At 37.3% G+C, this 25087-nt stretch carries 19 protein-coding genes; 2 read left to right on the top strand and 17 right to left on the bottom strand.

What is annotated here, in order from left to right:
* Positions 1 to 11 precede the first annotated feature (11 nt).
* From H6G06_RS03130 to hepA, 3 genes are all read right to left on the bottom strand, one after another.
* Positions 12 to 1193, bottom strand: a complete 1182-nt coding sequence (locus H6G06_RS03130; RefSeq protein WP_190556949.1) for a glycosyltransferase family 4 protein — start codon at positions 1191 to 1193, stop codon at positions 12 to 14.
* Positions 1190 to 2644: a glycosyltransferase gene (locus H6G06_RS03135; RefSeq protein ID WP_242039578.1), complete on the bottom strand. Its 1455-nt coding sequence runs from the start codon at positions 2642 to 2644 to the stop codon at positions 1190 to 1192. Before H6G06_RS03135 ends, H6G06_RS03130 begins: the two co-directional genes overlap by 4 nt.
* Positions 2645 to 2733: 89 nt before the next feature.
* Positions 2734 to 4590 carry a heterocyst formation ABC transporter subunit HepA gene (hepA, locus tag H6G06_RS03140; RefSeq protein ID WP_190556952.1) on the bottom strand — a complete coding sequence of 619 codons (1857 nt, stop codon included), beginning with the start codon at positions 4588 to 4590 and terminating at the stop codon, positions 2734 to 2736.
* Between the two features lie 56 nt (positions 4591 to 4646).
* On the opposite strand from hepA, the gene H6G06_RS03145 reads away from it, so the two are divergent.
* A complete protein-coding gene (locus H6G06_RS03145) occupies positions 4647 to 4814 on the top strand; it encodes a hypothetical protein (protein ID WP_190556954.1) in 168 nt (55 codons plus the stop codon).
* Here H6G06_RS03145 and hepC read toward each other — a convergent pair.
* The 14 genes from hepC to H6G06_RS03215 all read right to left on the bottom strand — a co-directional run bounded on the left by hepC (position 4798) and on the right by H6G06_RS03215 (position 23102).
* Complete coding sequence (gene hepC, locus H6G06_RS03150; RefSeq protein ID WP_190556956.1) at positions 4798 to 5511, bottom strand: heterocyst development glycosyltransferase HepC; 714 nt, start codon at positions 5509 to 5511, stop codon at positions 4798 to 4800. The two genes, H6G06_RS03145 and hepC, sit on opposite strands and share 17 nt — an antisense overlap.
* A gap of 872 nt (positions 5512 to 6383) precedes the next feature.
* A complete protein-coding gene (locus H6G06_RS03155) occupies positions 6384 to 8612 on the bottom strand; it encodes a polysaccharide biosynthesis tyrosine autokinase (protein WP_190556958.1) in 2229 nt (742 codons plus the stop codon).
* A gap of 71 nt (positions 8613 to 8683) precedes the next feature.
* Complete coding sequence (locus H6G06_RS03160) at positions 8684 to 9784, bottom strand: glycosyltransferase (RefSeq protein WP_190556960.1); 1101 nt, start codon at positions 9782 to 9784, stop codon at positions 8684 to 8686.
* Positions 9785 to 10332: 548 nt separating this feature from the next.
* On the bottom strand, positions 10333 to 11646 hold the full coding sequence (locus tag H6G06_RS03165; protein WP_190556962.1) for an NAD(P)H-dependent oxidoreductase: 1314 nt from the start codon (positions 11644 to 11646) through the stop codon (positions 10333 to 10335).
* Between the two features lie 2 nt (positions 11647 to 11648).
* A complete protein-coding gene (gene rfbC, locus H6G06_RS03170; protein ID WP_190556964.1) occupies positions 11649 to 12194 on the bottom strand; it encodes a dTDP-4-dehydrorhamnose 3,5-epimerase in 546 nt (181 codons plus the stop codon).
* 137 nt (positions 12195 to 12331) lie between these two features.
* Positions 12332 to 13180 carry a phytanoyl-CoA dioxygenase family protein gene (locus H6G06_RS03175; protein ID WP_190556969.1) on the bottom strand — a complete coding sequence of 283 codons (849 nt, stop codon included), beginning with the start codon at positions 13178 to 13180 and terminating at the stop codon, positions 12332 to 12334.
* A 15-nt stretch (positions 13181 to 13195) separates the two neighbouring features.
* Positions 13196 to 14203: a glycosyltransferase family 2 protein gene (locus H6G06_RS03180; RefSeq protein WP_190556970.1), complete on the bottom strand. Its 1008-nt coding sequence runs from the start codon at positions 14201 to 14203 to the stop codon at positions 13196 to 13198.
* A gap of 147 nt (positions 14204 to 14350) precedes the next feature.
* The gene (locus tag H6G06_RS03185) at positions 14351 to 15376 is read right to left on the bottom strand and encodes an NAD-dependent epimerase/dehydratase family protein (protein WP_190556971.1); all 1026 of its coding nucleotides are present in this window, start codon (positions 15374 to 15376) and stop codon (positions 14351 to 14353) included.
* Between the two features lie 53 nt (positions 15377 to 15429).
* Positions 15430 to 16371 (bottom strand): glycosyltransferase family 8 protein, encoded by a 942-nt coding sequence (locus H6G06_RS03190; RefSeq protein WP_190556975.1) that lies wholly within the window; start codon positions 16369 to 16371, stop codon positions 15430 to 15432.
* A 148-nt stretch (positions 16372 to 16519) separates the two neighbouring features.
* Positions 16520 to 17737 (bottom strand): L-2-hydroxyglutarate oxidase, encoded by a 1218-nt coding sequence (lhgO, locus tag H6G06_RS03195; RefSeq protein ID WP_190556977.1) that lies wholly within the window; start codon positions 17735 to 17737, stop codon positions 16520 to 16522.
* Positions 17738 to 17795: 58 nt separating this feature from the next.
* Complete coding sequence (gene rfbF / locus H6G06_RS03200; protein ID WP_190556979.1) at positions 17796 to 18569, bottom strand: glucose-1-phosphate cytidylyltransferase; 774 nt, start codon at positions 18567 to 18569, stop codon at positions 17796 to 17798.
* Between the two features lie 587 nt (positions 18570 to 19156).
* The gene (locus tag H6G06_RS03205) at positions 19157 to 21352 is read right to left on the bottom strand and encodes a tetratricopeptide repeat protein (RefSeq protein WP_190556982.1); all 2196 of its coding nucleotides are present in this window, start codon (positions 21350 to 21352) and stop codon (positions 19157 to 19159) included.
* A 153-nt stretch (positions 21353 to 21505) separates the two neighbouring features.
* Positions 21506 to 22288, bottom strand: coding sequence for a PP2C family serine/threonine-protein phosphatase (locus H6G06_RS03210; protein ID WP_190556984.1), 783 nt, complete (start codon positions 22286 to 22288; stop codon positions 21506 to 21508).
* Between the two features lie 139 nt (positions 22289 to 22427).
* Positions 22428 to 23102: a vWA domain-containing protein gene (locus tag H6G06_RS03215; RefSeq protein WP_190556987.1), complete on the bottom strand. Its 675-nt coding sequence runs from the start codon at positions 23100 to 23102 to the stop codon at positions 22428 to 22430.
* 616 nt (positions 23103 to 23718) lie between these two features.
* On the opposite strand from H6G06_RS03215, the gene H6G06_RS03220 reads away from it, so the two are divergent.
* On the top strand, positions 23719 to 25083 hold the full coding sequence (locus tag H6G06_RS03220; protein WP_190556988.1) for a response regulator: 1365 nt from the start codon (positions 23719 to 23721) through the stop codon (positions 25081 to 25083).
* The last annotated feature ends 4 nt before the right edge of the window (positions 25084 to 25087 follow it).

The following is a 25087-nucleotide window of genomic DNA, read 5'->3' on the forward strand; positions in this document are numbered from 1 at the left end:
AATTGAAATTTTTAGTTAAAAATTGGTGTAATTAAATCTTGTTCTAAAAATATTTTCCTTAATCGATGTTGATAAAGTGCCTGATTATATTGTTGTGAATTTATTCTGGCAACTTTTCCCATTTCTCTTCTTATGGATTCATTTTCTGCTAAAAATCTCAATTGATTAGCCATAGTTTTTACATCTCTAGGAGGAGCAATAAAGCCATTTATGCCATGATTTACCACATCCGCTACACCGCAATTAGAAGTTACAATTACAGGTAATCCACAAGCCATTGCTTCTAATGCAACCAAACCAAAACCATCTTCTACAGAAGGTAAAACCAGAACCGAAGATTTACCAAAAACTTCAGTAGGATCATCTTGACTAAAATTCCAAAATTCTTGTTTAATATTGGTATGTTTGTTTAATGTTTCTGTCATAAATTGTCTTAGCCCACGAGTAGAAGCACCTCCAACAATCAATAATTCTGAATTGGGGATATCAGCTTGTAAAAAAGCCTGAAATAAATAAGGAATTCCTTTTCTAGGTTCAATAGTTCCTACATAAAGCACTCGAAAAACTTGATCATTTTTTACAGTAGGATGAAATTTTTGAGTATCAACAAAAGGAGTGACAACTTTAACTTTTTCTGGTGCTAATCCCGCTTGAATAAATGTTTGTTTGGCAACTTCAGATAAAACGATAATTAAATCTGCTTGTTGACATTCTTCAGCAAATCTCTTGAGCATTTTGGGATTCATGGTTGCTACAGTAGGATCAGATAAAAAATCTAATTCTTGCTGAATTTGCTGCTGCATAAAAGGCAGATAATTATTTAAACAATATAACCAAGCTTTTGCACCTTGAGCTTTAGCTGCTTTAAATGCTAAGTTAGTTTGTCCAGCTACTCCCATGATTAAATCACAGGGATAGGATTTTAATTTTTCGCTGACCTGGTGATCAAAATATAGGTCACTTAGCAATACAGCCCAATCATTACGACGACGCAAAATTGGGGTACTTAATAATCTCTTACTCCAAGGAGAATTACCTACAGGATATACAGTAAAATCGGTTTTTGGCACTGTTAAGCCACTACAAAATACAGTTAAATCTCCTAGTTTATTTAAACCTAATGCAGCATTCTCTAAACAAACACCTTGTCCACCTGTTCCTAAACCTGTATTGCAAGTGAGTGTGATTTTCATAATGGATAATTAAAAGTTGAGGTTGAGCAAACAGCATCGAAAATTTTTAAGTAGTCTTGTACTAGGTTTTGATAACTTAATTCTTTGTGTAAATAACTGCGATCAAACTGTAAAGGAGAGCCGGAAAACTTAGCAGTCGCTATGTGAATAATTACTTCCTTGATAGCCTTTACATCAGTTGGTTCAACTAACCAAACGCCTGGTTTATCTTGTAAATAATTCCAGTTTTCTCCGTAAGGTGCTGCTGCTAAAATTGGTCGATCTGTCATTAAATATTCGTAGGTTTTACAAGAAATTCTTCCACCTGGGGTACCATCTGGACGATTTGGTAAAGTTATTAATAATAAATCTGCCTGTCTAGCTAGTTGAATAGCTTGAAAGTGAGGTAATGCTCCAGATACATTTACTACATCTGTAATATTTTGATTTTGTAAAACTCTATCAATTACAAACTCGGGAAAACTATTACCATAGACTGAGAGTTTGATTTTGTTTTTCCATGCTGAGTTTTGGGAGATAACCTCTTTAATAGCCTCACCCACAAACACCGGACTAGAACTACGATGATCAATTTTTGCTCGTTGATAATATCCCCATTTTAGCCAAGCTTTATAAAGTTTTTTAGGTAAGGTTTTTTCTTGCGGGCGATGATAGAATTCATACCAGCCATTCATGCCACCTATATAAACAATATCAAAAGAGAAATTGTCATTTTTAGAGTTAATAGGAGTAGCAAAATCTAATGGATCTGCACCACAACGAATTAAATGAAACTTTGATCTTTGTGCTTCAGGTTGACGACTTTTTACTAATTCTAAATTGAATTGTGAAACATAAACTACTGCATTTGCTTGTCGTACATAAAAATTTTCTAGCCAACGGTCGAGATGATGATGTAACCAACTTACAGCATAGGGGTGCATATCAGTACAACTCAGTGAATCATCTAAACTAACTACCAAAGGCAACCCTGTGAGAAATTTTAGAGCAACTCCCAATAAACCAGCAGAATAGGGCATCATGATCACAAAAATAGCATCTGGTTTTTGTTGTTTAATTAATTGATATCCTTTAAATAATGCTGGTAAAAACCAAAATATCTCTGGATCTGGCCAAACTAATAATGTTAATATTTTCTCCAATCTTAGCTTTCCTAGCCATGTAATTAAGGCTTGAGGATACCAACTTTTGACATGATAAATATTAGATTTTTCTGATAAAAAACTACCCCTTGTATCGGTTAATACATGGATTTGCCAAGTTTTCTGAATTTCGCTCAATATTTTATTAGCTCTATTGGCAATTGGTGTTTTTAAAGGTGGTAAATCATGGGCTATACAAAAAAGTTTTGGCTGATTTCGTGAGTTTTCTGCAAAGTTATTTTTGGAATTGGCAGTTTTTCTGTTTTTAGTAAAATTGAAGTTTAGGAATTCTAATAAATAATTATTCATTTCTCCCTCCATACTCCCTATATAGTTTCAGCAAACAGGCGAACAAAAAGTTAATTTATTTACTATTATCTATCTCCTATGATATGGGATTAAATTTGCTCATTAGCAGTCATTTGATATTGCATTTTGTGATATTGCCAAAGCTTACCTTTTTGTTCTATAAGTTCTTGGTATTTACCTTGTTCGACGATTCTTCCTTGTTCTAAAACTACGACTTTATCAGCCTTAGCAATTGTAGAAAGACGGTGAGCGATCGCAATCACAGTTCGACCTAGAGAGAGCTTTTCTAATGAATCCTGAATTAATCGCTCAGACACAGAATCTAAAGCACTAGTTGCTTCGTCTAAAATCAAAATTTCTGGGTTACGTAATAATGCACGCGCAATAGCAAGTCGCTGTCTTTGTCCACCAGATAAACGAATACCTCTATCTCCCAACTGTGTATCAAACCCTTCTGGCATTTCTGAAATAAATTCTTCTGCATTTGCTAGTCGAGCAGCTTCTCGAATTTCTGCTTCTGTTGCCTCTGGTGTACCGTAAGCAATATTGTTCCACACAGAACTATTAAAAATAAAAGTATCTTGACTAACAACTGCTATCTTACGACGTAGAGAGTTAATTTCAAATTTCCGAACATCAACTTCATCAATGTAAATATAGCCGTCTGTAGCATCATAAAACCGAGGAATTAAATCGGCAATTGTGGTTTTACCAGCACCAGATGCACCGACTAAGGCAGTCATTTTACCTCGTTCAATAGTCAGGGTAATATTATGCAGCACTTTTTGATTCTGACTATAGCCAAAATCCACAGACACTAAATCAATTGATCTTTTTAAACCTGTAAACTGAATTGTCCCGTTTTGAAAGTAGGTTTTATCCTCTCTTTTCAACAAGGTTTTAATATTTTCAGCTGAACCTTGGAGAGTGCTGAGAAATGCTCTTGTGCCATTAATATCTTGAATAAACGGTACGAGACGAAACAGTACAAAGAAAAAGGTGAGTAAAGAACTAACTTGCAACGTACCATTAACCACAAAGCTACTAAAAGCCAAAATAATCATACCTATCAACACAGTAGTAGCTGCGCTTTCAGCAATGGGTTTCACCAATGTCCAAGTTAAAATAACTTTAGTTGAACTACTGACTATTTGATTACTAGCTTTGTAGTAACGCTGACGCTCTAATTCTTGAGTACCAGAGGCATGGACAGTCCGAATGCCATTAATAAATTCTAGGGCTATGGATGTAAAATTACCATTGGCAACTGACGTACCAAAACTTGATTCTCGCACTCTGGCATTGAGATTTGATAATCCGACAGCTAAGAGAGTGAATAAAAATACTGCAATTAGCGTTAGTTGCCATGAGAGCAAAACCATTGTGGTTAAGTAGACAATAACCGTCAAGCATCTAGTAAATAAAAATGCTCCACCGCTAAAACCCTGTCTAATTCTCTCAATTTCTGTGGTAATTGTGTTAACGATTTCACCAGAACGAGTAGTGCTAAAGTAGCTAAGAGATAAAGATTGCAACTGCTCAAAAATTTGCTTACGTAAGCGGTCTCCAAGATATAATTGACAAAATTCTGTGTATATCTGGGCAAAGTAGTTAAAAGCAGCACGTATCCAAGTACTCAATAAAATAAGAAAGGATATGCGATATAGTCTGCTAATTGCTGACGTATGAACTCCCAATATCCAATGATCAAACCAGTCTATTCCTATTTGAATTGGTTGAGAATTAGGATCTGTTATATTTTGCAAAAATGATAGCAGAAAACCAATGCTAATACCTTCAAATGTTGCAGCTAAAAATGTAAAGACTAAGGCAAGTACAGTAATCCGACGAAAGTGTTTAAACTCTCGCAAAATCAAATGATTTTCTTTCCAAAATTTAGTAGTATTGAGCAAATTGCGGAGGGGATAAAAAATTGGAGAATTCATTGGATTGGTATTTTCTAGAAGTATTTGGTCAAATCAGGTAGTCCCCCATAAATACGATGCAACCAGTTTTAGCTCTAGTTGAAGTGCGGTTAATTAAATCAAAAATTACCTCACTGACAGCTAATAATTATAAGTTCTTCACAGTTTCTCGGCAAATCACAGTGTTTGTACATTTAAATTCAAGAGATGAGAAGTTTGATTATGTACTTACCATGGATTACTAATTACTGATAGCTTATTTAGCTGTTCTGCATCTTCTAAACTTAGGTGGACTGCATCTGCTAAAGTCCAACAACGAGAGCCAATAAAACTCATATCACCACGCAGTACATTGAATAATTTTGGTAAATTATCTAAACCGTATTTACGCATCAAAAACCCTAAAAATGTGATACTCTGTTTTCCAGTTGTACAAAACTTGATCGATTGGAATAGTTTACCCCGCTCACCAATATGCCACTCATAGGAAAATAGTAACCCAGGCGAGTACATCTGCATAAGTAAAGCCAATACCAGCATCACAGGACTAACTAATAACAGGACAAATAAAGCCAAAATCCAGTCAATTACTCGTTGTATAACCCGGATGTAATTACTTGTTTTTGGCAATTGATTCTTAAAAGGTAGGCGGATGAATATTGGCTTTTTAGCTTGTTTGCAAGCATCTGCCCAAAATCGCAGTGCAGCATCACCTAGTTGTGGATCTATGGTTACCAAAGTAACTGGAGAATGTTTTAAACACTCTACTAATAATTGTTCATTTTCCAGTGAAGGTAAATATGGTTGTTGCAAATTTATAGGAGACTTCACCAATAGCTGACCCCTACGCCACTGAAGTGTGCAGTATTGCGAGTGATAACTTTGGGGCTGCTGGGATATACTGCTGTGTTCTTGTAAGCTGGGAACAATTGAAGTTGTCATAGGTCTTTGCGTTGATACAGTAGCCGAATTAGTGACCTGAGAATAGGAGTTCAAGTTTGTGCAATTCTGTAGATGCGAAGATGTACAAAAAGCAACAATAAGAGTTAAGCAAACAGCAATGAAGATACAGCATATTTTGTTCAAATGAGGTACAAACTGGAAGAATAAAACCTTTGTGGTGCGGGCATCTTGCCCGCTAAGTGTGTACCTCATAACAGAGGGAAGTGCTGTAAATGGAAAATTAGCAAAATTGGTATTTTTTCTGGGGGATATGTAGAGATAAACTCCCCCTTGGAAATCAGCGATACCTTAATTTAGTAGAAGCTACTTAAGTTTGATATAGCTATCACAAAAAATTATAAAAATCCTCTACTCTTAGCTGATTTAATTTGAGATTTGTCTTCATTCTCTAGAATATAAGAAGGAGGATCATTAACTAAGGATTAAAGAAAATCTTCATTTATTCTTTAAATAGATATGCTTTTTTGGCAACCATTGTTAAGTTTTGATGAATCAAAATTTTTCCGGGGCAGTCTGAAAGAAAGTTATACAGAATATTAAAAAAATGTTTTTTTAGTAATTCTTCAATTTTTCCTAAGTAAGTGGGCGTTAAAAATTGTCGTTATGACAAGGGAACAGGGAACAGGGAACAGGGAAGAGGGTTTTGGTGAATTTACTTTTTGTTACATACTTCGGTTTTTTCCCGCCGACTTACTTACTAGTCTGCTAATAGTAAAAGGGAAATGGGCAAAAAATGAATTAAGTTTGTTTTTTTACCCATACCTTTTGTATTTTTACTAAGCCAAATTTTGACTGGAAAAGGCACAAAACAAATAGTTATCAAACAAAAATTTGCACTGGAAAACATCTAGCTATTTTTCCACAAATTGTTGCAGCACTAATTCTTTTTGCTTGACATAAGGAACATAAGTGCTATCAGAATTAGATACTCCATTAGCCACAACCCCAATCAGATTTAACTTGCTCAACATTGCTGTAGCTTGGGCTAAATGGTTGCGTGTTACTCTACCAATGCTTGCGACCATGACGACACTCCGGCAAGATGAGGCTGTGAGCATAGCATCTACCATACCGATAACAGATGGAGCATCTATGAGTACTAAATCATAGTTTTCTTCAAATGCAGCCATCAATTCCATCATGCGTGGGGAACTTAAAAGATGAGCCGGATCTACAGGTATCGGACCAGCGGTTAAAATGTCGATATAGGATGAACCTGAGTATTGAATTCCAATCTGATTAGGAAGGGTAATATCACTGGCTAATAGAGTTGATAAACCTTGTTCATTAGGAAGATTTAGCTGTTTGTGTAAGCTAGGATCTCGTAAGTTGGCATCAATTAACAGTACCTTTTTGTGTAACCGAGCCGCACTCATAGCCAAACCTAATGTCAAAGCTGATTTACCGTCATCTGGTAATGCTGATGTCACCATCAATGATTTTAAATCAGTGACACTATTGAGGAGTTCTATGTTTTTATAAATTAGATCCAGCGATTCCCACCGAGGTGGAGATTGTAAGACTTGAATTGTCCAGGGAGCAAGAACTTCAGGTTTACCAAAAGGCAACTTGATGATTGATTCTTTAGGTTTAGCTGGTGGCAATTTGGGAGTTGTTCCCAACAAAGGTAGGGCAAATTGTTTTTCTAATTCAGCAGTAGTATGTACTGAATCATCCGATGCTTCTCGAATAAAGGCGGCAACACCACCTAACATGAATCCTACTATTGCACCCAACAAAAGATTTTGCTGAAGGTTGGGTCCTAATTTTATGCCTTTTTGCGGATCTTCCACCACTTCCCAATTAAATCCACCTTTGGAAAGTTCTTGACGCAATTGTTGTTCTGCTTTTAACAATAGCTCCATTCTTTCCCGACTAAATTGTAATTGGGGAAGTATGCGATTGTAATAAGCCAACAGAGAAGGAAAGCGTTTTAGTTGCGATCGCAGTTCATTTTCTTTTTGTGCCAAAGTTTGATCACGGGCGCTTAAAGCAACTATATTAGTCTGGGTTTCTACTAATTCACCAGTGAGGTTAAGATCAATTTGTCCTAGTTGTCCTTGTTCGAGAAGATTTTCTCCAGAACTTAATGCAGTAGTAGATTGTCCGCCTAAAGCTCTACTGACTTCTTTTTGCAAAAGTTCTTTTTGACTCTGAAGCTGTTCGTTGAGCTTCTGTACACTAGGAGTACCATCAGTAAAACGTAAGCGTTCCTGTGCTAAAGCTAGTTCTGTTTTCTGGATTTCATTCAGTAAGCCTTGATAGCGTAAAGACTGACTCAGACGAGAAGAAACCAGAGCATTCTGCGGCGAACGGTTGAGTTGTTGTTGCAAAGACTTTTGCTTTGCCACAGCTTCTTCATATTGAGAACGAGTTGTTTGTCGCTCTTTCTGAATATTATTTAAAGTTTCCTCAATTGCTTTGGCCTGCAACTCTGGATCAATTAAATTCTGGTTACTGCGAAATCGTTGCAGATTGGCTTCAGATGCATTCACTTCATCACTAGCTTTTCGCAACTGATCTCTGATAACTTGCAGACCTTTTTGTAAACGCACATCCTGTTGTTGTTTGTTATATTCAACATAAACTTGCCGAATGGCAGTTAACACTTTTTGCGTTTTTTCAGGATCGCTATCGGTATAGTCAGCTTGAAAGATTTTAGTAGCGATATTATCTTCTGGAGTCTTGATTTGAGTTAAGACTAAGGATTTTTTAATTTCCTCTACAGTGATGCTTGGATATTCCGACTTCAGTTTATCAACTGCTTTTTGGATCAGTCCAGAACTCCGCATCAAGTTAAGCTGTGTTGCAGTATCTATAACAATGTTAGAGTCTGTAAACTGATTTTCTACGCTGTCTCCTTCTTTTTTGCCTTGATAGTTGGCTTCTACTAACAATTGCATCGTACTTTGGAAAGTGGGCTTTGTCTTTAAAGTTATTATGCCTGCCAGAGCCGTAGAACTCATAAATACTAACACAACCCAGGGAAATCTCCTGACAAAGACAGCAAGCATTTGTCCATAACCTGGCTCTTGATCTGCTATGGGAACTCTCTGGGGATTTAGACTAGTTTGAACCACTTTTATTATCCTTCTATGGGAGACGCTATGCTATGCGTAGTTTACTTACCCGTAGGGGCAAAGCTAACAAGTTAAATAAATGAGTGATGCACACCAGAAACTTGAACAAGAATATCCTCAACTTTGGTAAAGAATGCTTGTTCTGAAAAATTATTTACGGCGTGATTACGAATAGTTTTGTAATTCCAAGATATTCCTCTAGCCTCTAATAATGCGGCTTGTAAAGAATCAGGTGTTTGTCTCTTGAAAAAAACTCCGGTTTTACCAGGTATTTGAGTATCTAATACCCCACCGGCTCCATAGGCAATCACTGGAGTTCCACTAGCATTTGCTTCTACTGGAACTAATCCATAGTCTTCTAAGGCTGCAACAATAATAGACTTAGCTCTAGAAAATAAGTCTTTACGTTTGCTGTCACTCACATGGCCTAAGAATTCGATATTACCTAATGCCTTAGATTTTAACCGTTCTAGTTCAGGTCCGTCACCTGATATTAATAAATGCCACCCTAACCAATTAAAAGCCTCGACTATTATATCAAGACGTTTATAACTTATCATCCGCGCCGATGCCAAGTAGTAATCTTCTTTGGTATCGGAAAAGACAAAATTATTGGTATCAATTGGATAATTGATCACTATTGCTTGTTTCCCATAAATTTTTTGAATACGACGGGCAACAACGCTGGAATTAGCAATGTAGAGGTCTGGTTCCTGAGAATATTTCAGGTCTACATTTCTCATCATTTCAAATATTTTTTCAATTAAGGGTGCAAAGTAGCGATAGTCTCCATACTCTCGTAAATAAGTTTCTGTATCCCATAAAAAACGAGTGACATTATGACAAAAACAAATGTGCCGTGCCTGTGGTTTTTTACGCACTGCTTTGGCAAAACTAGTGCTGCTACTAATAATTAAATCGTAATCTTGTAAATTCAAGGCTCGAAAGGCAGGAAAGTAAAGGGGAGCCATCAAGCGAAAATACTTTACAGCACCGGGAATATTTTGTAATAAAGTTGTTCTAACTATACGTTCACCAAGGTCAATTGTTTTTTGAGGATCATATAAAGAGGTGAAAATGTCGGCTTCGGGGTAGCGTTTACAAAGCAATTCAAACACTCGCTCTGCCCCACCGCGCTGGGTTAAGTAATCATGGACGAGAGCTATTTTCATGGATGATGCCTTATATGGGAGTGTTGACTAAATCATGGGCTGTTTCGTAAGGTTGTACAGATATTAATAAGTTCTCTGTTTATAACAGTATTATGTCTGTACTAAACCCATCCTTAGGTAGTTACATATTGCAAATTAAGTTTGGCAAATGTCCGATAGCTTTGGTCAGCGTAGCTATCGCACTCCAGATGGGATTAACTACAAAACCGCTCCTTTGTACATTAAATGACATTGCTTAATTAGCCATTTTTTGTGAGAGTAATTAGTATAACCAGGCGGATGTAGAGATACTATTGGCAATCAGCGAAAAATCTACTCTATAGATATCTTTATGTTTTGCCTTTTGCTTTTTTTTACTAAGTAGATACTTTCAAATAAAACTTTAATTTTTACCTGTAAACTAGAAGTGGAAACAGAATATCAGGTAAATTCTCATTTATTTGCTCGTCTTGAACAGAAAGATGAATTTGCTCAAAGGTAAGTGGTGAAGAGTTATCAGCCCCCTAAAATCAGGGGCTGAATTTTAGTTTTGCTTTTAAATTTTTACCTTACTTCACAACTGCCAAAGTTTTAGCAGGAGCAAAATAAGCTGTTTGTTCAGATCGCAGTTTGTCGCAAAGTCTACCTCCAGGCAGTTCCACATCATCGTATGTGAGAACTTGATCTTTATCAATATCACGCTTTAAGCGACATCCTTCTGCTATCCCCATTGGTAGCAAATTTTGTAGCTGGACAATTTCTGAGTTTTCACATTGTCCATAAGTCATGTAATAACCGATGCCATCAAGAGTTTCTCCAGCTTTGAGGTCAATTTTTGCAGTAGCCACGACATCGACAACTGGACCAGCTATGGGAGCAAGTACAGCATCATGAAATAACACTGCACGGGCAACAGAAAGGGGAACTTCAAAGTGACAAAGGTGATAGGGGGTGTAGAAACTGTAAAGAGGTCCTTCACCAAGTTTATAAAGATTGAGATAATGGCGTTGTTTAGGGTCTTCATGGGTGGCAAAAACAAACACCCCTGGGCCTGGTTTTGTGCTAACGACATAATCAACAATGCCACCTAATTGTTTGAGTTGATCAACATCATACATTTTGGTCATTTCATCCACATGACCTGCGTATTCGTATCCCAACATTCCCCGTTTTGCTACTTTCATTCCTGTGCCATTGGCTACTATTGCTTGCTCAAAAGAAATTTTTGTCCCATCAGCAAAGCTTGTTACCATGGCGGGATTTTGACCCCAGCGTTGAGCAAAACCGGCTTGGGTGGTGGGGTTACGGTAAGGGTCTTGTAAACCTTTGATATTTCCACACAATAAGGGGGTTAAACCAATGCTTTTCACAAAGCGGTACAGGTTCATTTCTACCCCTGGTTGGTCGCCGTCACAAGCTGTCAGGATGACTCCAGCACGGTCAGCGTGCAGTTTGAGGATGGGGCCGATAGTACCATCGAGTTCTGCATTCATTAAAATGATATGCTTTTGATGGGCGATCGCTCTCATCACTAAATGAGCAGCATATTCTATTGTTCCCGTCACTTCAATAATTGCATCTATACCATCAGCCTCACACAGCAACATGGCATCTTCGGTGATTGCATATTGACCTTGAATCAGTGCATTTTCTAAATCAACTACACTAGAAACAATCTTAAAATCCTCAATTCCTGCTTCTGAATAAGCTCTTTTAGCTCCATCAATGTGACGGTTAGAAATAGCAACCAATTCCATTCCAGGAACAGAATTGATAATTTGATTAGCAATGCCGCGACCCATAAATCCAGCACCAATCATGGCGACTTTTACAGGTTTACCTAATGCAGCACGGGCTTCTAAGGCTTTATCAACAATAATCATTATTAAACTCCTATTAAAATAGATTCTAGTAAAGGCCAATTGCGGTCTTTATCAGACATTTCAGTTGCACTCAAAGGCCAAGAAATTTCTAACAGTGGATCATCATAACGCAAACCACGTTCATAACCAGGAGTGTAAAATTCACCCACTTGATAGACAACTTCTGCACCATCTGTTAAAGCTTGATAGCCATGAGCAAACATTTCTGGTACATATAAAGCGCGGCGATTTTCCGCACTTAGTTCTACACCAATATGCGACAGATAAGTTGGAGATTCAGGACGCATATCCACAATTACGTCATAAATTGCCCCTTGAGTACAACGAATTAATTTGGTTTCTGCGGCTGGGAGAATTTGATAGTGCATTCCCCGCAAAGTACCTTTTTTGTGATTAAAAGACAAGTTACATTGAGCAACAGTTGGCTTTAAACCGTGGTCTGCAAATTCCTGAGCGCAGAACGTCCGAGCAAAAAAACCACGATGATCGGGTTTTTCTTCTAAGTCAATAATAAAAGCACCAGGGAGTTTAGTTTTTGTAAAAATCATAGTTTTTAAGGTAACCGGAAACAGGGAACAGGGAATAGGTGACAGTAAATAAATAATTAATTACCAATTACCCATTACCCGTGACAAATAGAAGCTGCATTATTGGCGTTAACAATTGAATGCTCATATATAATTTACTAGCCCTTTCCTATGCTTTCAGGGATTAATTGTTTATTTGGTTTGATAAAAGTATCATCATTGTATTGAGTACAAAGTTCTGGGCGCTTCGGTGGGTTTGCTGTATACACAAAAAATAGTGTTGAACGTTCTTCCGTTCTCACAGTACCATGATGTAAAACATTTCTTGGATCTACAAAAATTACAGTTCCAATTTTTCCTGGGCAAGATTTCCAAGCTGATTTAGGAATTATTTTCATCATTTTTTCATCGTTGATTCCTAAATAATTAGACTTCCAAAGTGCATAGTCAACCCGATAATAATTACACCAGTCTACAAGATTAGTAGGTAGGGGTAGATATTCAAATGGTCCGTGTTTTTCTGTCACGTCATTTAAATAAATAATGACTTTAATCATGCGCCGATCTTCAGAATCTTTATGCCAAAGCAGTGTTTGTAATTGCTGCTCATTTGGAAAGTCTTTTCGCACATGAACACCATGAAAAACCATAGGTAATCTGATATAGTTTTCTATGATATTTTGCAGCCGTTTTTCAATTCCCCAAGTAAAGAATTCTGGTAAATCTGTAACTGTATAAATTTGCGGTAATTTATACCCTGATTGGATATTTCTCGGACTTTCCATCATCGCTGCATAACTGTTAGCACTATCTAACATTTGTGCAGTTGATGGTAATCCTAAATGTTCTAAGGAAGTGACGTACACACCTTCTCGTTTTAGAGCTTGAGCAATTAAATTATCCGCATGAGATAACACAGGTAATTTTTTTTTGTGTTTAGCTAGTGCTACTCGATAATCTAGCTCGGAAGTCAGCATATTTATTTTATTTTTGAGAGTTTGTATCATAGAAAATATACTTGATTATTGTTTATTACGACGAATAATTTGGTTTGATGGCTGAAAAGATTCAGCAATTATAACTTCGGGAGCAGCCATGACTTCAATAGCAGAAATAGTCGCTAAAGCCAAAAAAGGAACGGCTGTTTTAATAGCAGTAACTGGCCATCTTTTCAAAGCACCCAAGAAAACTTTCAAGTTAACTTCTTGAAACTTATTCACCATCATTTGTGCATAAAATCGCTTAGAATAGCCATTTTCTTGCAGCTTAAAAATTACTTCTGGTATGTGTTTATATTGCATTAATAGCGCAGATTTTGGTTCTTTCTGCCAATAACTCACACCAACAATACATTCTAAATAAGTCTCTTTGGTGACGATTACTTTGCCATTAGCAGCACAATACCCAGCTAAATATGCTAAAGATATCCAATTATTCACAGCATCTGGCCAAATTTGTAGAGCGCGTTTAACTAAATCAGTCCTGTATACTGAAGCAGTTAAAAAAATGACTGCTCCAACACTTTTAGAAAAACAATATTCAAATATTGCTTTACCATCCCCTTCACCATCTTCACTTTCAACATCAAACCAGCGATTACCAACAATAGTTGGTGGATGAACTGGTTCACCAGTAATTTTATTCCTCCCAGAAAAATTGAGAAATAGTAATGATAAATCTTGATGTTTTTTAATCTTAGTTATTACATAACTAATTGCTTGATTTTGAATTGGATCATCATCTCCAATTGTCCAAACATATTTTGTTGTTGCTGAATTCAGGCAATAAAGGATATTTTTCATTACGCCTAAATTTTCAATATTTCTATTGGAATTAAAAGTTACATAAGTAAGTGTATTTTTCCATTTTGTGATAACTTCCTGGGTGTTATCACTAGAACAATTATCAGAAATTAATATCTCGCAATCAGATTCATAACCTTTGATAGCTTTAGACAACCACTCTAATTGTTGATCCAGTAAATCCGCACGATTGTAGGTAGGAATAGCAATAGTCAGTAATTTATTCATAGGTTGACATGATCTAAATCAATAAAGTTATTTTTTGGGGAATGAATTAGCTAATTGGCATCTGTTCGCAATTAATAAGTACGGATTAAAAGCAGCAATAATAGATTGTTTTTGCTGCTTTTATCCGATTATTTTAACCCTTAAGCCTTATTTATTCCAAAAGAAATCTTTGTCAATTTGTTGAGTACGAATTAAATACTCCAACTGCTTTAAGCGTGTAAATCCTCGGAACAAGAAAGTATCTTCAGTCATATCAATTTGGCTGAACAAATCTAATAGCTGTTGAGCGCCGCGTTGAGCATTCCAATCACACTTAAATCCGGGTAAAATAGTATTTATTTTCTCGAAAGATACTCGATAGCTACGGTTGTCTGAACCGTTATTACCAAAAGATAATCTACAACCTGGGAAAGCATCAGCAATAATTTCTGCGATTTCTTTAACTCGATAATTATTTGCTGTATCTCCCACATTAAAGACTTGATTATGGACAATATCTCTAGGTGCTTCTAAGGCACAAACAATGGCTTTGCAAATATCCAAAGCATGAACTAATGGCCGCCAAGGTGTACCATCACTGGTCATTTTAATTTCTTTGGTAGTCCATGCTAATCCTGATAAATTGTTTAAAACAATATCAAATCGCATTCTGGGAGAAGCACCAAAAGCGGTAGCATTCCGCATGAAAGTAGGAGAAAAGTCATCATCAGCTAATGCTTGAACATCTCTTTCTACTAATGTTTTACATTCTGCATAAGCTGTTTGAGGATTAACAGGTGATTCCTCTGTAACATCATCTTCACTCGCAACGCCATAAACACTGCAAGAAGACATATAAACAAAGCGACGGATACCCACTGCTTTAGCTAAATTAGCAAGACGAACTGAACCTAAATGATTAATTTCATAGGTAATGTTAGGTGCTAATTGTCCGGTAGGATCGTTGGAAAGTTCTGCCATGTGAACTATTGCTTCTACACCCAGCAAATCTTCAGGAGTAATATTACGAATATCTTTGTTAAGAGTCTTCGCTGTTACGTCAGTTCCGTTATATAGCCAACCAACTTTATAAAAACCAGTATCTACGCCCAGAACTTCATGACCTCTTGCAATTAACAAAGGAGGTAGTAAGGAACCAAGATATCCTTCTGTTCCTGTGATTAATATTTTCATTATTGTTAAATCCTTGTGATTGATGTTTTCAGATGTTTACTACCACAATATTTTTAGAGTTTTGAGGTAGTTAGTGATGTTACTTTCATGAATTTTCTAGCCAGCCGTCTCCAGAAAGTATCCCGCCATCCTGACCAATATGTCATGTCAAGATATTGGAAAAATAAATCTTTTTTCGGATGTGTACACTCTGTTTTCAATCCTGCGTACCAGGGTTTAGGAGAATTAGTAAAGTGAATAATGTAAGGCTTATGCAGTAGTTCCTCATAAATATCTTCTGGGTGAGGACTTTCTTGCCAGGATGAATAATCATATATTCTGGGCATCTGATTCCATCTGGGATGAATTTCTTTCCATTTACCCGCTAGAACTGCATTGAGTCCATCTTGATCGTTTCTTACATATTCTCGATTTTGTTTGATATATTCAAGAGCTTTTTGTCCTATGTTGTCGCTGCGCCATTTTTCCAAATTAATTACTAAAAGTCCAGAATTAAAATATTTATGATTTGGACAAATTCCCACATCTTGATAATTCCTTAATCCATCGGACATTGATATATACAGTTCCACATCATCCTGAACAGCTAATACATAGTTATCTTCTAGAGGAATATTCCATAACTCTTCTAAATTTCCTTTCACTACCATATCGGTGTCTAGATAAATTGCTTTATCAAACTCTGGGGGTAAAAATTGAGTAATTAGGAGTCGATAATATGAAGTAGTTGTTAGATGTCTAGTCAATACCAGATTGTTTAACTGCGTCTCATCTATTTGTATCCATGAAATATCAACTTGTTCTGATTTCAGTGATTTAATAATTTTGTTTTTGTTAGATTTACTAATCCCTCCATCCAGAATAAATAACCCTATCTTGCGATTACTTTTAAAATTTGCCAGTGCCGAACGAACTGTTACCGCTAGGGGCATGGCATAGTTATTATCAGCAGCGCAGACAAGTATGATTGGCTGAAAATTGGAGTTAATGCACATAAAAAAATCCTGATAACTAAAGTTGCTGGAGATGAAAATCTGGTTGACAGCAGTTGCAATAATAAGTGATTAAGCAAAATTTTATAATGCACTTATTCTGAACCAGATTAAGATTAGCCCTAGCAAATTTAGGATAGATGCAAAGTAGTTAATTTTTTACTGCTGTTTCCAGGAGAGGAGACTCTTGAGGTATCTGGTTAACAATCGCTTTGCCAATTTCTAGAGAAGAAGTTGCTGCGGGAGAGGGAGCATTGCAAACATGAATGGAGTTATCACCTTGGATGATTAAAAAGTCGTCTACCAAGGAACCATTACTCATTAATGCTTGTGCGCGAACTCCTGCATGGGTGGGAACTAAATCTGCTGTTTGGACTTCAGGAATTAGTTTTTGCAAGCTTCTGACAAAGGCAGCTTTACTAAAGGAACGAATGATTTCTTGAATTCCTTCATCGGCGTGTTTAGCTGCTAGTTTCCAGAAACCGGGATAGGTGATTACTTCTGCAAAGTCCCGCAAGTCAAAGTCGGTTTTTTTGTAACCTTCACGTTTGAGACTGAGAACTGCATTTGGCCCTGCGTGAACACTATTGTCAATCATGCGGGTGAAGTGAACACCCAGGAAGGGAAAGTCCGGGTTAGGAACCGGATAAATGAGAGTTTTGACCAGATAGCGTTTTTCGGGTGTGAGTTCGTAATATTCTCCCCGGAAGGGGACAATTTTAGCTTGGGGGTTGGCTTTACCTAATTTTGCCATGCGATCGCTATGCAATCCGGCACAATTGATCACAAATCTGGTTTCAAAACTACCCTGGTTGGTTTCTAATACCTGATTTTTACCACTTGGGGAGATTTGTAAAACTTTGGTATTAAGGCGTAAATCTCCCCCTTGTTTTTGGATAATTTCAGCGTATTTTAAACAAACTTGCTTGTAATTAACAATTCCTGTAGAAAATACCCGAATTCCACCGACACAACTAACATGAGGCTCAATTTCTTTGACTTCTTCAGAACTAATCCTTTGCACTGCTATGCCATTATCTAAACCTCGTTGGTAGAGGTTTTCTAGCCGTGATAATTCTTGTGATTCCGTGGCCACAATTACCTTACCACAAATGTCATGCTCAATATCATGCTTTTGGCAGAATTCTACCATTGAGCGACTACCGTCACGGCAAAATTTAGCTTTAAAGCTACCTGGTTTGTAGTAAATTCCCGAATGAATTACGCCGCTATTATTACCTGTTTGGTGAAATGCCCATTGACTTTCTTTTTCTAACACCAAAATTCGTGCATCAGGATAGCGTGAGCCTAAAGCCATCGCTGTAGAAAGTCCAACTATTCCCCCACCAATAATCGCAAAATCGTACATTAGTAATTTTTCCCTAATCCAAAATCCAACATCCAATATCCAATATCCAAAATTTGTATTACCACACTTTCCAAGGAGCTTGATCATTTTTCCATAGCTCCTCTAAGTATTGTTTATCTCTTAAAGTATCCATTGGTTGCCAAAAACCATTATGTCTGAAAGCTGATAGCTCTTGCATATCAGCTAGTTTTTCCAATGGCTCTTTTTCCCACACAGTGGAGTCATCAGTAATAAAGTTGATGACTTCAGGTTCTAGGACAAAATAACCGCCATTAATCCAAGCACCGTCACCTTCAGGTTTTTCTTTAAAACTAGTAATTTTAGTTTGTTCCTGTCCTAGAGAAATTGCTCCAAATCTTCCTGCTGGTTGAACTGCGCTTAATGTTGCTAAGGTTTTTTGTTCTTGATGAAATTTGATTAATTCGGTGATATTTACATCACTGACACCATCACCATAAGTAAAGCAAAAAGTGTCATTACCAATATGTTCTCTAACTTTTTTTAAGCGTCCACCTGTCATGGTATTATCACCTGTATTTACCAAGGTGATGCGCCAGGGTTCCGCATATCCAGAATGTATACTCATTTGATTAAATCGCATATCAAAAGTTACATCTGACATATGTAAGAAGTAGTTAGCAAAATACTCCTTGATGATGTAACCTTTATACCCACAACAGATAATAAATTCATTAATACCATGAGCCGAGTATATCTTCATGATATGCCAGAGAATCGGCTTACCTCCAATCTCAACCATCGGCTTCGGTCTGATACTAGTTTCTTCACTGAGGCGTGTACCTAGACCCCCAGCCAAAATTACTGCTTTCATGCAATTACCTCAAAGATTTGCCGGTCGGTTATGATTTGAATTTTTCAGGATGAAGAGGATGCACAAGAAATAGAGAAAATATGAATTTTTGCAAGAATTCAGGAGTCAGTAGAGATGTTCCGCCGGCACACCTCTACAAAACTGAAACGCTTGTACATTTGAATCCTTACGAATTTTTATATGTTTTTCTCTACAAACAATCTAAAAATAATGTAACCGTAAAATGCTTATAAATTATGAAGAAACAATAAAATTAAAATAATTTCTATGTAAAAAGATGATGAATATCAATAATGAAAATTAAGTTTTATACACTTAAAAAAGCAACAAATATAAAATAATTAGCATCAAATATTGCCTACCTCCAGAGGTATGAATTATCCTCAAGATCAAGCAAAAATGCTAGTGACAATAAAGGTCGTTACCATAATCACTAATTCGTATAGCCATGGACAGAGTGGTTAGGACATCAATTGATAATGAAACTCTCACTACAAAAGGGTTTTACTCCTGCCTCCTTAAAGTAGTTTACGGTTAATTAGATCACAGTTTATATTTTCAGTTAAAAGGGAAAGCGGAAGAGGGAACTAATGGTTAGTCGGATCAAACATAGTTGAGCTTTGGAATAAAGCGTCACATTTCTTGGATACAATTACGCAAATGTTGCTGAGTGCTTGCTGGTAGTTATCCATGTCCTCTTGTTCAAGGTAAATTTGAGCAGATTTTTCTAAATCTTCTATAGCTTGTGCTTGATTTTCTTTAACTTGACTTTCCCCATATTGGGCTAATTCATAATGAATCATTCCCCGTTTGAGGTAAACCTTAGCCATGCGGGGATTGATATTTATAGCTTGGTTAAAATCTTCGATCGCCTGTTTATATATTGGAGCATAATTACTGCTATATTGGGCGAATTGATATCGAGCCAGACCACGCTGAAAGTAAGCTTCTGCTTTGGAAGCATTAAGTTGAATTGCTTCTGTAAAATCCGCAATTGATTTTTGGTATTCTTGTTGAAAATTATGGCTATATTTAGCTATTTGAGAACGAACAATACCCCGTCTGATATAAGCTTCGGTGTCACGCTCATTGATGTTGATAGCATTATTAAAGTTTTGGATAGCTTTCTTATACTCTCGGTCAGGATCATTACTATAGTCGGCAAGCATATAGTAGGCATTACCCCGATTCACAAATGCTTTGACTTCCTGCGGATTAATTTTCAGAGCTTGGTTATAGTCTGCCAATGCTCCTTCATAATCGTTCAAGTTGTAGCGAGCATTGCCCCGATTGATATACAGTTTAGAAAAATTAGTATTTTTTTTGATACCTTGGGTAAAATTTTCAATTGCTTGCTCATATTCTTGCTTTCGATAAGCAGCATTACCACGCTCGTAGTAATCTACAAAAGTAAAATTGTCCTCTTGAGGAAGATTATTTTCTTGGCGAGACAACAAGCTTTGTTGAGTGTAAGGATTTTGGGAAACAAAGGGACGAGTAAATTTAATCATTACGTCCAAATACCCCAACAGACCAAAACCCAACAGGCAAAACATAAAAGTATAAAATTTTGACTTATTTGAGTTTTTAGGAGGTTGATAACCAAAAGAGTTTTGGCGAAATACTGGTTGCCAATGATGTAGCGGTGATGCGGAAATAGCTGGTTTGCGTACACGAGGATTGTGTGTATGCCGCTTTCTAGATTTTCGGCGGGGTTTAAGATGTTCCCTAGAAGCGATCGCCTCTAGTGATGGAAAAGGATCACGTCCACCTAACTGCGCGGTACGTTCACACCAAGGACATTTGTGAAGATGATTATGATAGAGATGCTGGGGGTTGACGGCACAAGTTACAATATTCTCTTCAGCCTCAGCTAGGGCTGACAACCAAGTTTGAGCAGTAGGACGCAAGTGGGGATTGTTGTGACCATCCTCAAAACAACGCACAAACAGATCCCGTAAGCCGGGATAGAGTATTTCCCAAGCTGGTGCTATGGGGGTAGGCAAATAGGGAACGTGTTGCTTTTGACTATAAGTGAAGTGACCGGCCACTATTCGGGCTTCGTAAGTAGGTGGGTCAAACAGACCTTGGAAAATCCCAGAAAATGGGTGAGTGCCTTCCATTAATAATTGAAATAACAGCACCGCTAACCCAAATAAATCATGGTAACTTTCGCGATCATATTCAGCAAAAGTTTTATTCTGTAGTTCTGGGGGGGTGTACTCTGGTTTACCTACTGAACAACGATAAACAATATTTGGCTCTGGATCACGGACTTGGAATGAGTCGGTGTCTACTAAAGTAACTAATGCAGTGTCACTGACTAGAATATTCGACTCATTTACATCGCCAATGCAGTATTGGCTGGCGTGTAAAGCTGCAAAAGCCGTGGCCAGATTGCGAGCAGTCCGCAGTAAATACTGATAATTAAATAAAGGACAGTTTTGACGACGGTTTCCCGGATTGTAAAAGTCCATGATCGGCCGCATCCCCCGAATACGAGGCATTAAAAAGCCGATGATACTACCACTGCCATCCGCAGCTTGTAACAACTCCTGTGGCCAAGCAATGGAAATATGCCCCAAATTAGCTGTTGGGTTTTCTGGGGGGTTGGCAATCATCGCCTGAAGTTTGTGAGCATGGGTAAGAATGGGCTTATGATAAATTTTGGCCACTAAATTTTCATCTGATGGCACGGCATAAACACAAGCTTCACCCCCACGCCCCAAATTGACCGTGAGATTGAGAATTTCCTGCTGCGGAGAAGAACGTAGTACCTGCATAGTAGAATTACTTTTAACAGTGGTTATGGAAAGGGACTGGGGATTTAGGTACAGACGACCTGATAGGTCGTCGATACGGAATTGAAGATGGGAAAAAAACGCTGCTCCTGAACCTGACAGCCTGCACCCTAAACCCTACCCAATAAACATTGTTCATGAGTTGCTTAATGCTGCTAATACTAGAGTTAAATCATCATCAGTACGTGTTGTAATTCTTTCAGAACATAAAAACTTTACCAACTGCTCTTTGGCTATCATTTTATCTTCGGCATTGGCTACAAAGTCAAATAACGGGAAAAAAAATGGTTTGTGAGGTTCACCAACAAGCATATTCAAAGCCAGCATTTGTAGTCCATCAGTGAGAACACCGATATTAATTATGTTATGACGTAATATTTTGATTTGGGTTGTAGCTAGGGCATCAGGTGAAGTCAAAAATGTGGTTTCATTAATGTATTCACCGCTGTTAGGAATAGTTAGCGCCAGTAAGTTACCTGTGCTATCTTTGGCCACAGCTAAACCATCACCGATTTGGGCTACTGCTACAACTTTTGGTGTGGCGATCGCAATAATTAAGGTGGTTGCTAAATCATAGGACTGATGTTTGCAGACCTCTGCCTCATCTTCTACTGCTTTTTTAGCAGCTAATATGGCATCAGTTAGCAGATCACGCAAAAGAGTATCATCAGCAAGGGTGCTGTGAGTAATTTCGCAGTTTGAGATATGTTCTATTGCTGTTTCTACAGCAATCATCGCTCCCACTTTTCCTAAAGTTGCTGAACCAGCCCCATCTGCTGCTGCTATCAATAACACATTATTTGGCAAGATCTGCCAATGGTGAGCATCCTGACACAGCTGCTGGTTTTTGATATGGCTAGTACCACATACCGAAGCGGCTACTATCCGCCATTGAGGAATCTGTTTTGGTGTGTTCATAAATTTATTCTCACAGCTATAGCAGGTGACTCTTAACAGGTGACAGGTGACAGAGTTGAACGTCTGTCTGTTTGGATCTTAAGTTTTGTCATTATGTTGATGTCCTAACCACCTTGCTTGTTGCTATAACTGATAACTGTTAAACAGACCCCCAGCCAATTGGTGGTAGTGCTACTTGCTCATCTACCTTGGAGTGGGAAACAGCTGACATACTTGCTGAAAGCCAAACGAACATTTCAATAAAGTTTAATCCTTTAAGTTTGAGGGGAGTACGCACAGCTATTTGATTTAAACGGGTCATGTTGGCATTTTCTACTCCTACCGTAAAAAAGGCAACACGTTTATTTGCTTCATCTCCTTGCAGTCGCTGTACTGCTTGCTCTATAACATCATCTAGCTCACCTTGTGGCTCACCATCTGTAATCATAAATACCCAAGGACGGTAGTAAGCAATGCCATTAGCGCGATACTGGGATTTGCGTTCTTGAATTATTTCTAAAGATTTATGAATTCCCGCCCCCATTGTCGTTAGTCCTTGGGCTGTTAAAATAGGTGGGTTGAATTGGTCGGCGGTGACAAAATCCTGTACGACATTGACATGAGTATCAAAAGTAACAATTGCTACTTCTACCCTTCTTGCTGCCAATGAATTTTTTATCAGTTCATCTTTAAAACTCAGCAAGCCCTGATTTAAAGCCTCAATCCGTTCTCCTTGCATGGAGCCAGATGTGTCTAGCAATAGCACGCACGGGCAACGAGGTTCTGGGTTTTCTGCAAATTCTACGACTTCATCTAGTTTTAGTGTATCCAGCATAACCTTTTGTGTTATGTTATAGTCCAACGTTTTAATTTCCTTTTCTCAAAGTATATAGTTTGCAAGACTAGTACGACTACAAGTATGGTATTTGGTGGTAGATGGATGAAACTTCATCTTTCAAATTATTCTCATCAGATTCTCTATTTCAGGAAACTTGAATCACAATAGAGTTTAGTTAAAACGGATGGAACGGGAGGTTAACATTACTTATTTTGGTGCATCTACTATCATTTATCTTCAACTAATTAAGAATATAATATTCAATATATACATATATAATTAATAAAAATTTAAAGATTTTATGTGGAAAATTTGCTAATTATCAACCACTCAGTAAACATAATTAAGGCAGCAATTTGATCATGGACACACTGTAAAAATGAAAACTGAGAAGTTGCATGACATCGAAAAATACAAAGATATTTGATAGTCTAGTATTATTATGTAACCAACGGAGGAGTAAGTGATATAGCTTGAGATAGATATATTATTTTTTCTGATCCATCATGAGTTGGTTTATAGAGAAATATGAAAGAAAAACCATATTTAATCTCATCCCGAAATTTATTCTTTCTCAATCCTAAGTCAGTTTTTTAGAAAAAACTGTAAAAATATGAATAATATTGGCACATTTAGCAAACTATCTCCTGAAAGTTTATTAAGACAGTTAAGCAATTCATCTGACACTACTTGTTTGCAAGTCTTTAACAATTCAGTGTTATGGTCAATATACTTGGATCAAGGAAAAATTGTCTATGCCACCCATTCAGTAGAACCCTTTGATAGACTGGAACGGCATATGCGCCGTCTCAGTCAGCAAATTCCCTTACTGACTAATGAAATTCGTGTACAATTACGCATGACGTTTGAACCTGACTGGCAAACTCAGTTAAGTGAACGTCGTGATCATCATCCCAGCCAAGCGCCAGAATATCAAGCTATTCACTGGCTTGTTACTCAAAAACATCTATTCTCTGACCAAGCAGCATTACTTATTCAAGAGTTAGTTAAAGAGGTGATCGAATCATTTTTGCTGATTAGTGAAGGCACTTATGAATTAACGACACCAGTTAATAGCTTACCTAAAATTTGCAAGCTGGATGTTGAAAATATCATGGAACGCTGCCGAAAACGGTTGCAAAATTGGCAGTCTTTCGCTCCCCAAATATCTTCTCCCTATCAGCGTCCATATCTATTGATTAACAGTAAATTCTATGACAAACAACTACCAGAACTACAGCAAAATATAACTACATGGATGAAGGGTTTTAGTCTGCGTCATTTGGCAGTCATCATGAATTTGGATGAAGTGGAACTGGCTCGAACTTTATACCCACATATCCTTCAGGGTTCGATTATTTTGCATGAACCAGACCCTCCATTTGATAAATTGCCTAAAACCTTTGAAGATGTTTTACTAGCTCCTAGATACAGCACAATCAGAATTAATGGTAAATCGTTTCAGGTAGAAGCATCACCAACTACTACCCTGGGAAAAAACCCTGTACCTCAAGTTTCTGCTCTACCAAAAGAAAACCTTGAGCAATCAACCATACCAAATAACATACAAGCTGATGGAGAAAACGTAAACACTGCTACCATAACTGCTAAAAAACCCTACAAAATTATTTCTGTAGATGATAGTCCGACAGTTCTCAAAGAAATAAGCCGTTGTTTGGAAGATGAAAATGTTGCTGTCGTGACTATTAATGATCCAGTCAAAGCGGTGATGTCTATTATTAGGCATAAACCCGATTTGATTCTATTAGATTTGAATATGGCGGGAATTGACGGTTATGAGTTATGCCGAATTATTCGTAATAATTCAATGTTTAAGGAAATTCCCATTATTTTCGTGACTGGTAGTAAGGGAATTGTCGATAAGGTAAGAGCAAGAATGGTAGGAGCTTCTGGTTATTTAACTAAACCTTTTACTCGTGCTGAATTGTTAAAGATGATTTTTATGCACTTGGCATAAAAGT

The sequence above is a fragment of the Anabaena sphaerica FACHB-251 genome (genome assembly GCF_014696825.1).
GTDB lineage: Bacteria > Cyanobacteriota > Cyanobacteriia > Cyanobacteriales > Nostocaceae > RDYJ01.

What these genes read in the sequence shown, in the direction of transcription:
- lhgO (WP_190556977.1), bottom strand. Translation starts at nt 17,737, where the DNA reads ATGTACGATTTTGCGATTATTGGTGGGGGAATAGTTGGACTTTCTACA.
- H6G06_RS03160 (WP_190556960.1), bottom strand. Translation starts at nt 9,784, where the DNA reads ATGAAAATAGCTCTCGTCCATGATTACTTAACCCAGCGCGGTGGGGCA.
- rfbF (WP_190556979.1), bottom strand. Translation starts at nt 18,569, where the DNA reads ATGAAAGCAGTAATTTTGGCTGGGGGTCTAGGTACACGCCTCAGTGAA.
- H6G06_RS03190 (WP_190556975.1), bottom strand. Translation starts at nt 16,371, where the DNA reads ATGTGCATTAACTCCAATTTTCAGCCAATCATACTTGTCTGCGCTGCT.
- H6G06_RS03185 (WP_190556971.1), bottom strand. Translation starts at nt 15,376, where the DNA reads ATGAAAATATTAATCACAGGAACAGAAGGATATCTTGGTTCCTTACTA.
- H6G06_RS03130 (WP_190556949.1), bottom strand. Translation starts at nt 1,193, where the DNA reads ATGAAAATCACACTCACTTGCAATACAGGTTTAGGAACAGGTGGACAA.
- rfbC (WP_190556964.1), bottom strand. Translation starts at nt 12,194, where the DNA reads ATGATTTTTACAAAAACTAAACTCCCTGGTGCTTTTATTATTGACTTA.
- H6G06_RS03145 (WP_190556954.1), top strand. Translation starts at nt 4,647, where the DNA reads ATGCAACCAGTTTTAGCTCTAGTTGAAGTGCGGTTAATTAAATCAAAA.
- hepA (WP_190556952.1), bottom strand. Translation starts at nt 4,590, where the DNA reads ATGAATTCTCCAATTTTTTATCCCCTCCGCAATTTGCTCAATACTACT.
- H6G06_RS03205 (WP_190556982.1), bottom strand. Translation starts at nt 21,352, where the DNA reads ATGCAGGTACTACGTTCTTCTCCGCAGCAGGAAATTCTCAATCTCACG.
- H6G06_RS03180 (WP_190556970.1), bottom strand. Translation starts at nt 14,203, where the DNA reads ATGAATAAATTACTGACTATTGCTATTCCTACCTACAATCGTGCGGAT.
- H6G06_RS03165 (WP_190556962.1), bottom strand. Translation starts at nt 11,646, where the DNA reads ATGATTATTGTTGATAAAGCCTTAGAAGCCCGTGCTGCATTAGGTAAA.
- H6G06_RS03220 (WP_190556988.1), top strand. Translation starts at nt 23,719, where the DNA reads ATGAATAATATTGGCACATTTAGCAAACTATCTCCTGAAAGTTTATTA.
- hepC (WP_190556956.1), bottom strand. Translation starts at nt 5,511, where the DNA reads ATGACAACTTCAATTGTTCCCAGCTTACAAGAACACAGCAGTATATCC.
- H6G06_RS03215 (WP_190556987.1), bottom strand. Translation starts at nt 23,102, where the DNA reads ATGCTGGATACACTAAAACTAGATGAAGTCGTAGAATTTGCAGAAAAC.
- H6G06_RS03135 (WP_242039578.1), bottom strand. Translation starts at nt 2,644, where the DNA reads ATGAATAATTATTTATTAGAATTCCTAAACTTCAATTTTACTAAAAAC.
- H6G06_RS03210 (WP_190556984.1), bottom strand. Translation starts at nt 22,288, where the DNA reads ATGAACACACCAAAACAGATTCCTCAATGGCGGATAGTAGCCGCTTCG.
- H6G06_RS03175 (WP_190556969.1), bottom strand. Translation starts at nt 13,180, where the DNA reads ATGATACAAACTCTCAAAAATAAAATAAATATGCTGACTTCCGAGCTA.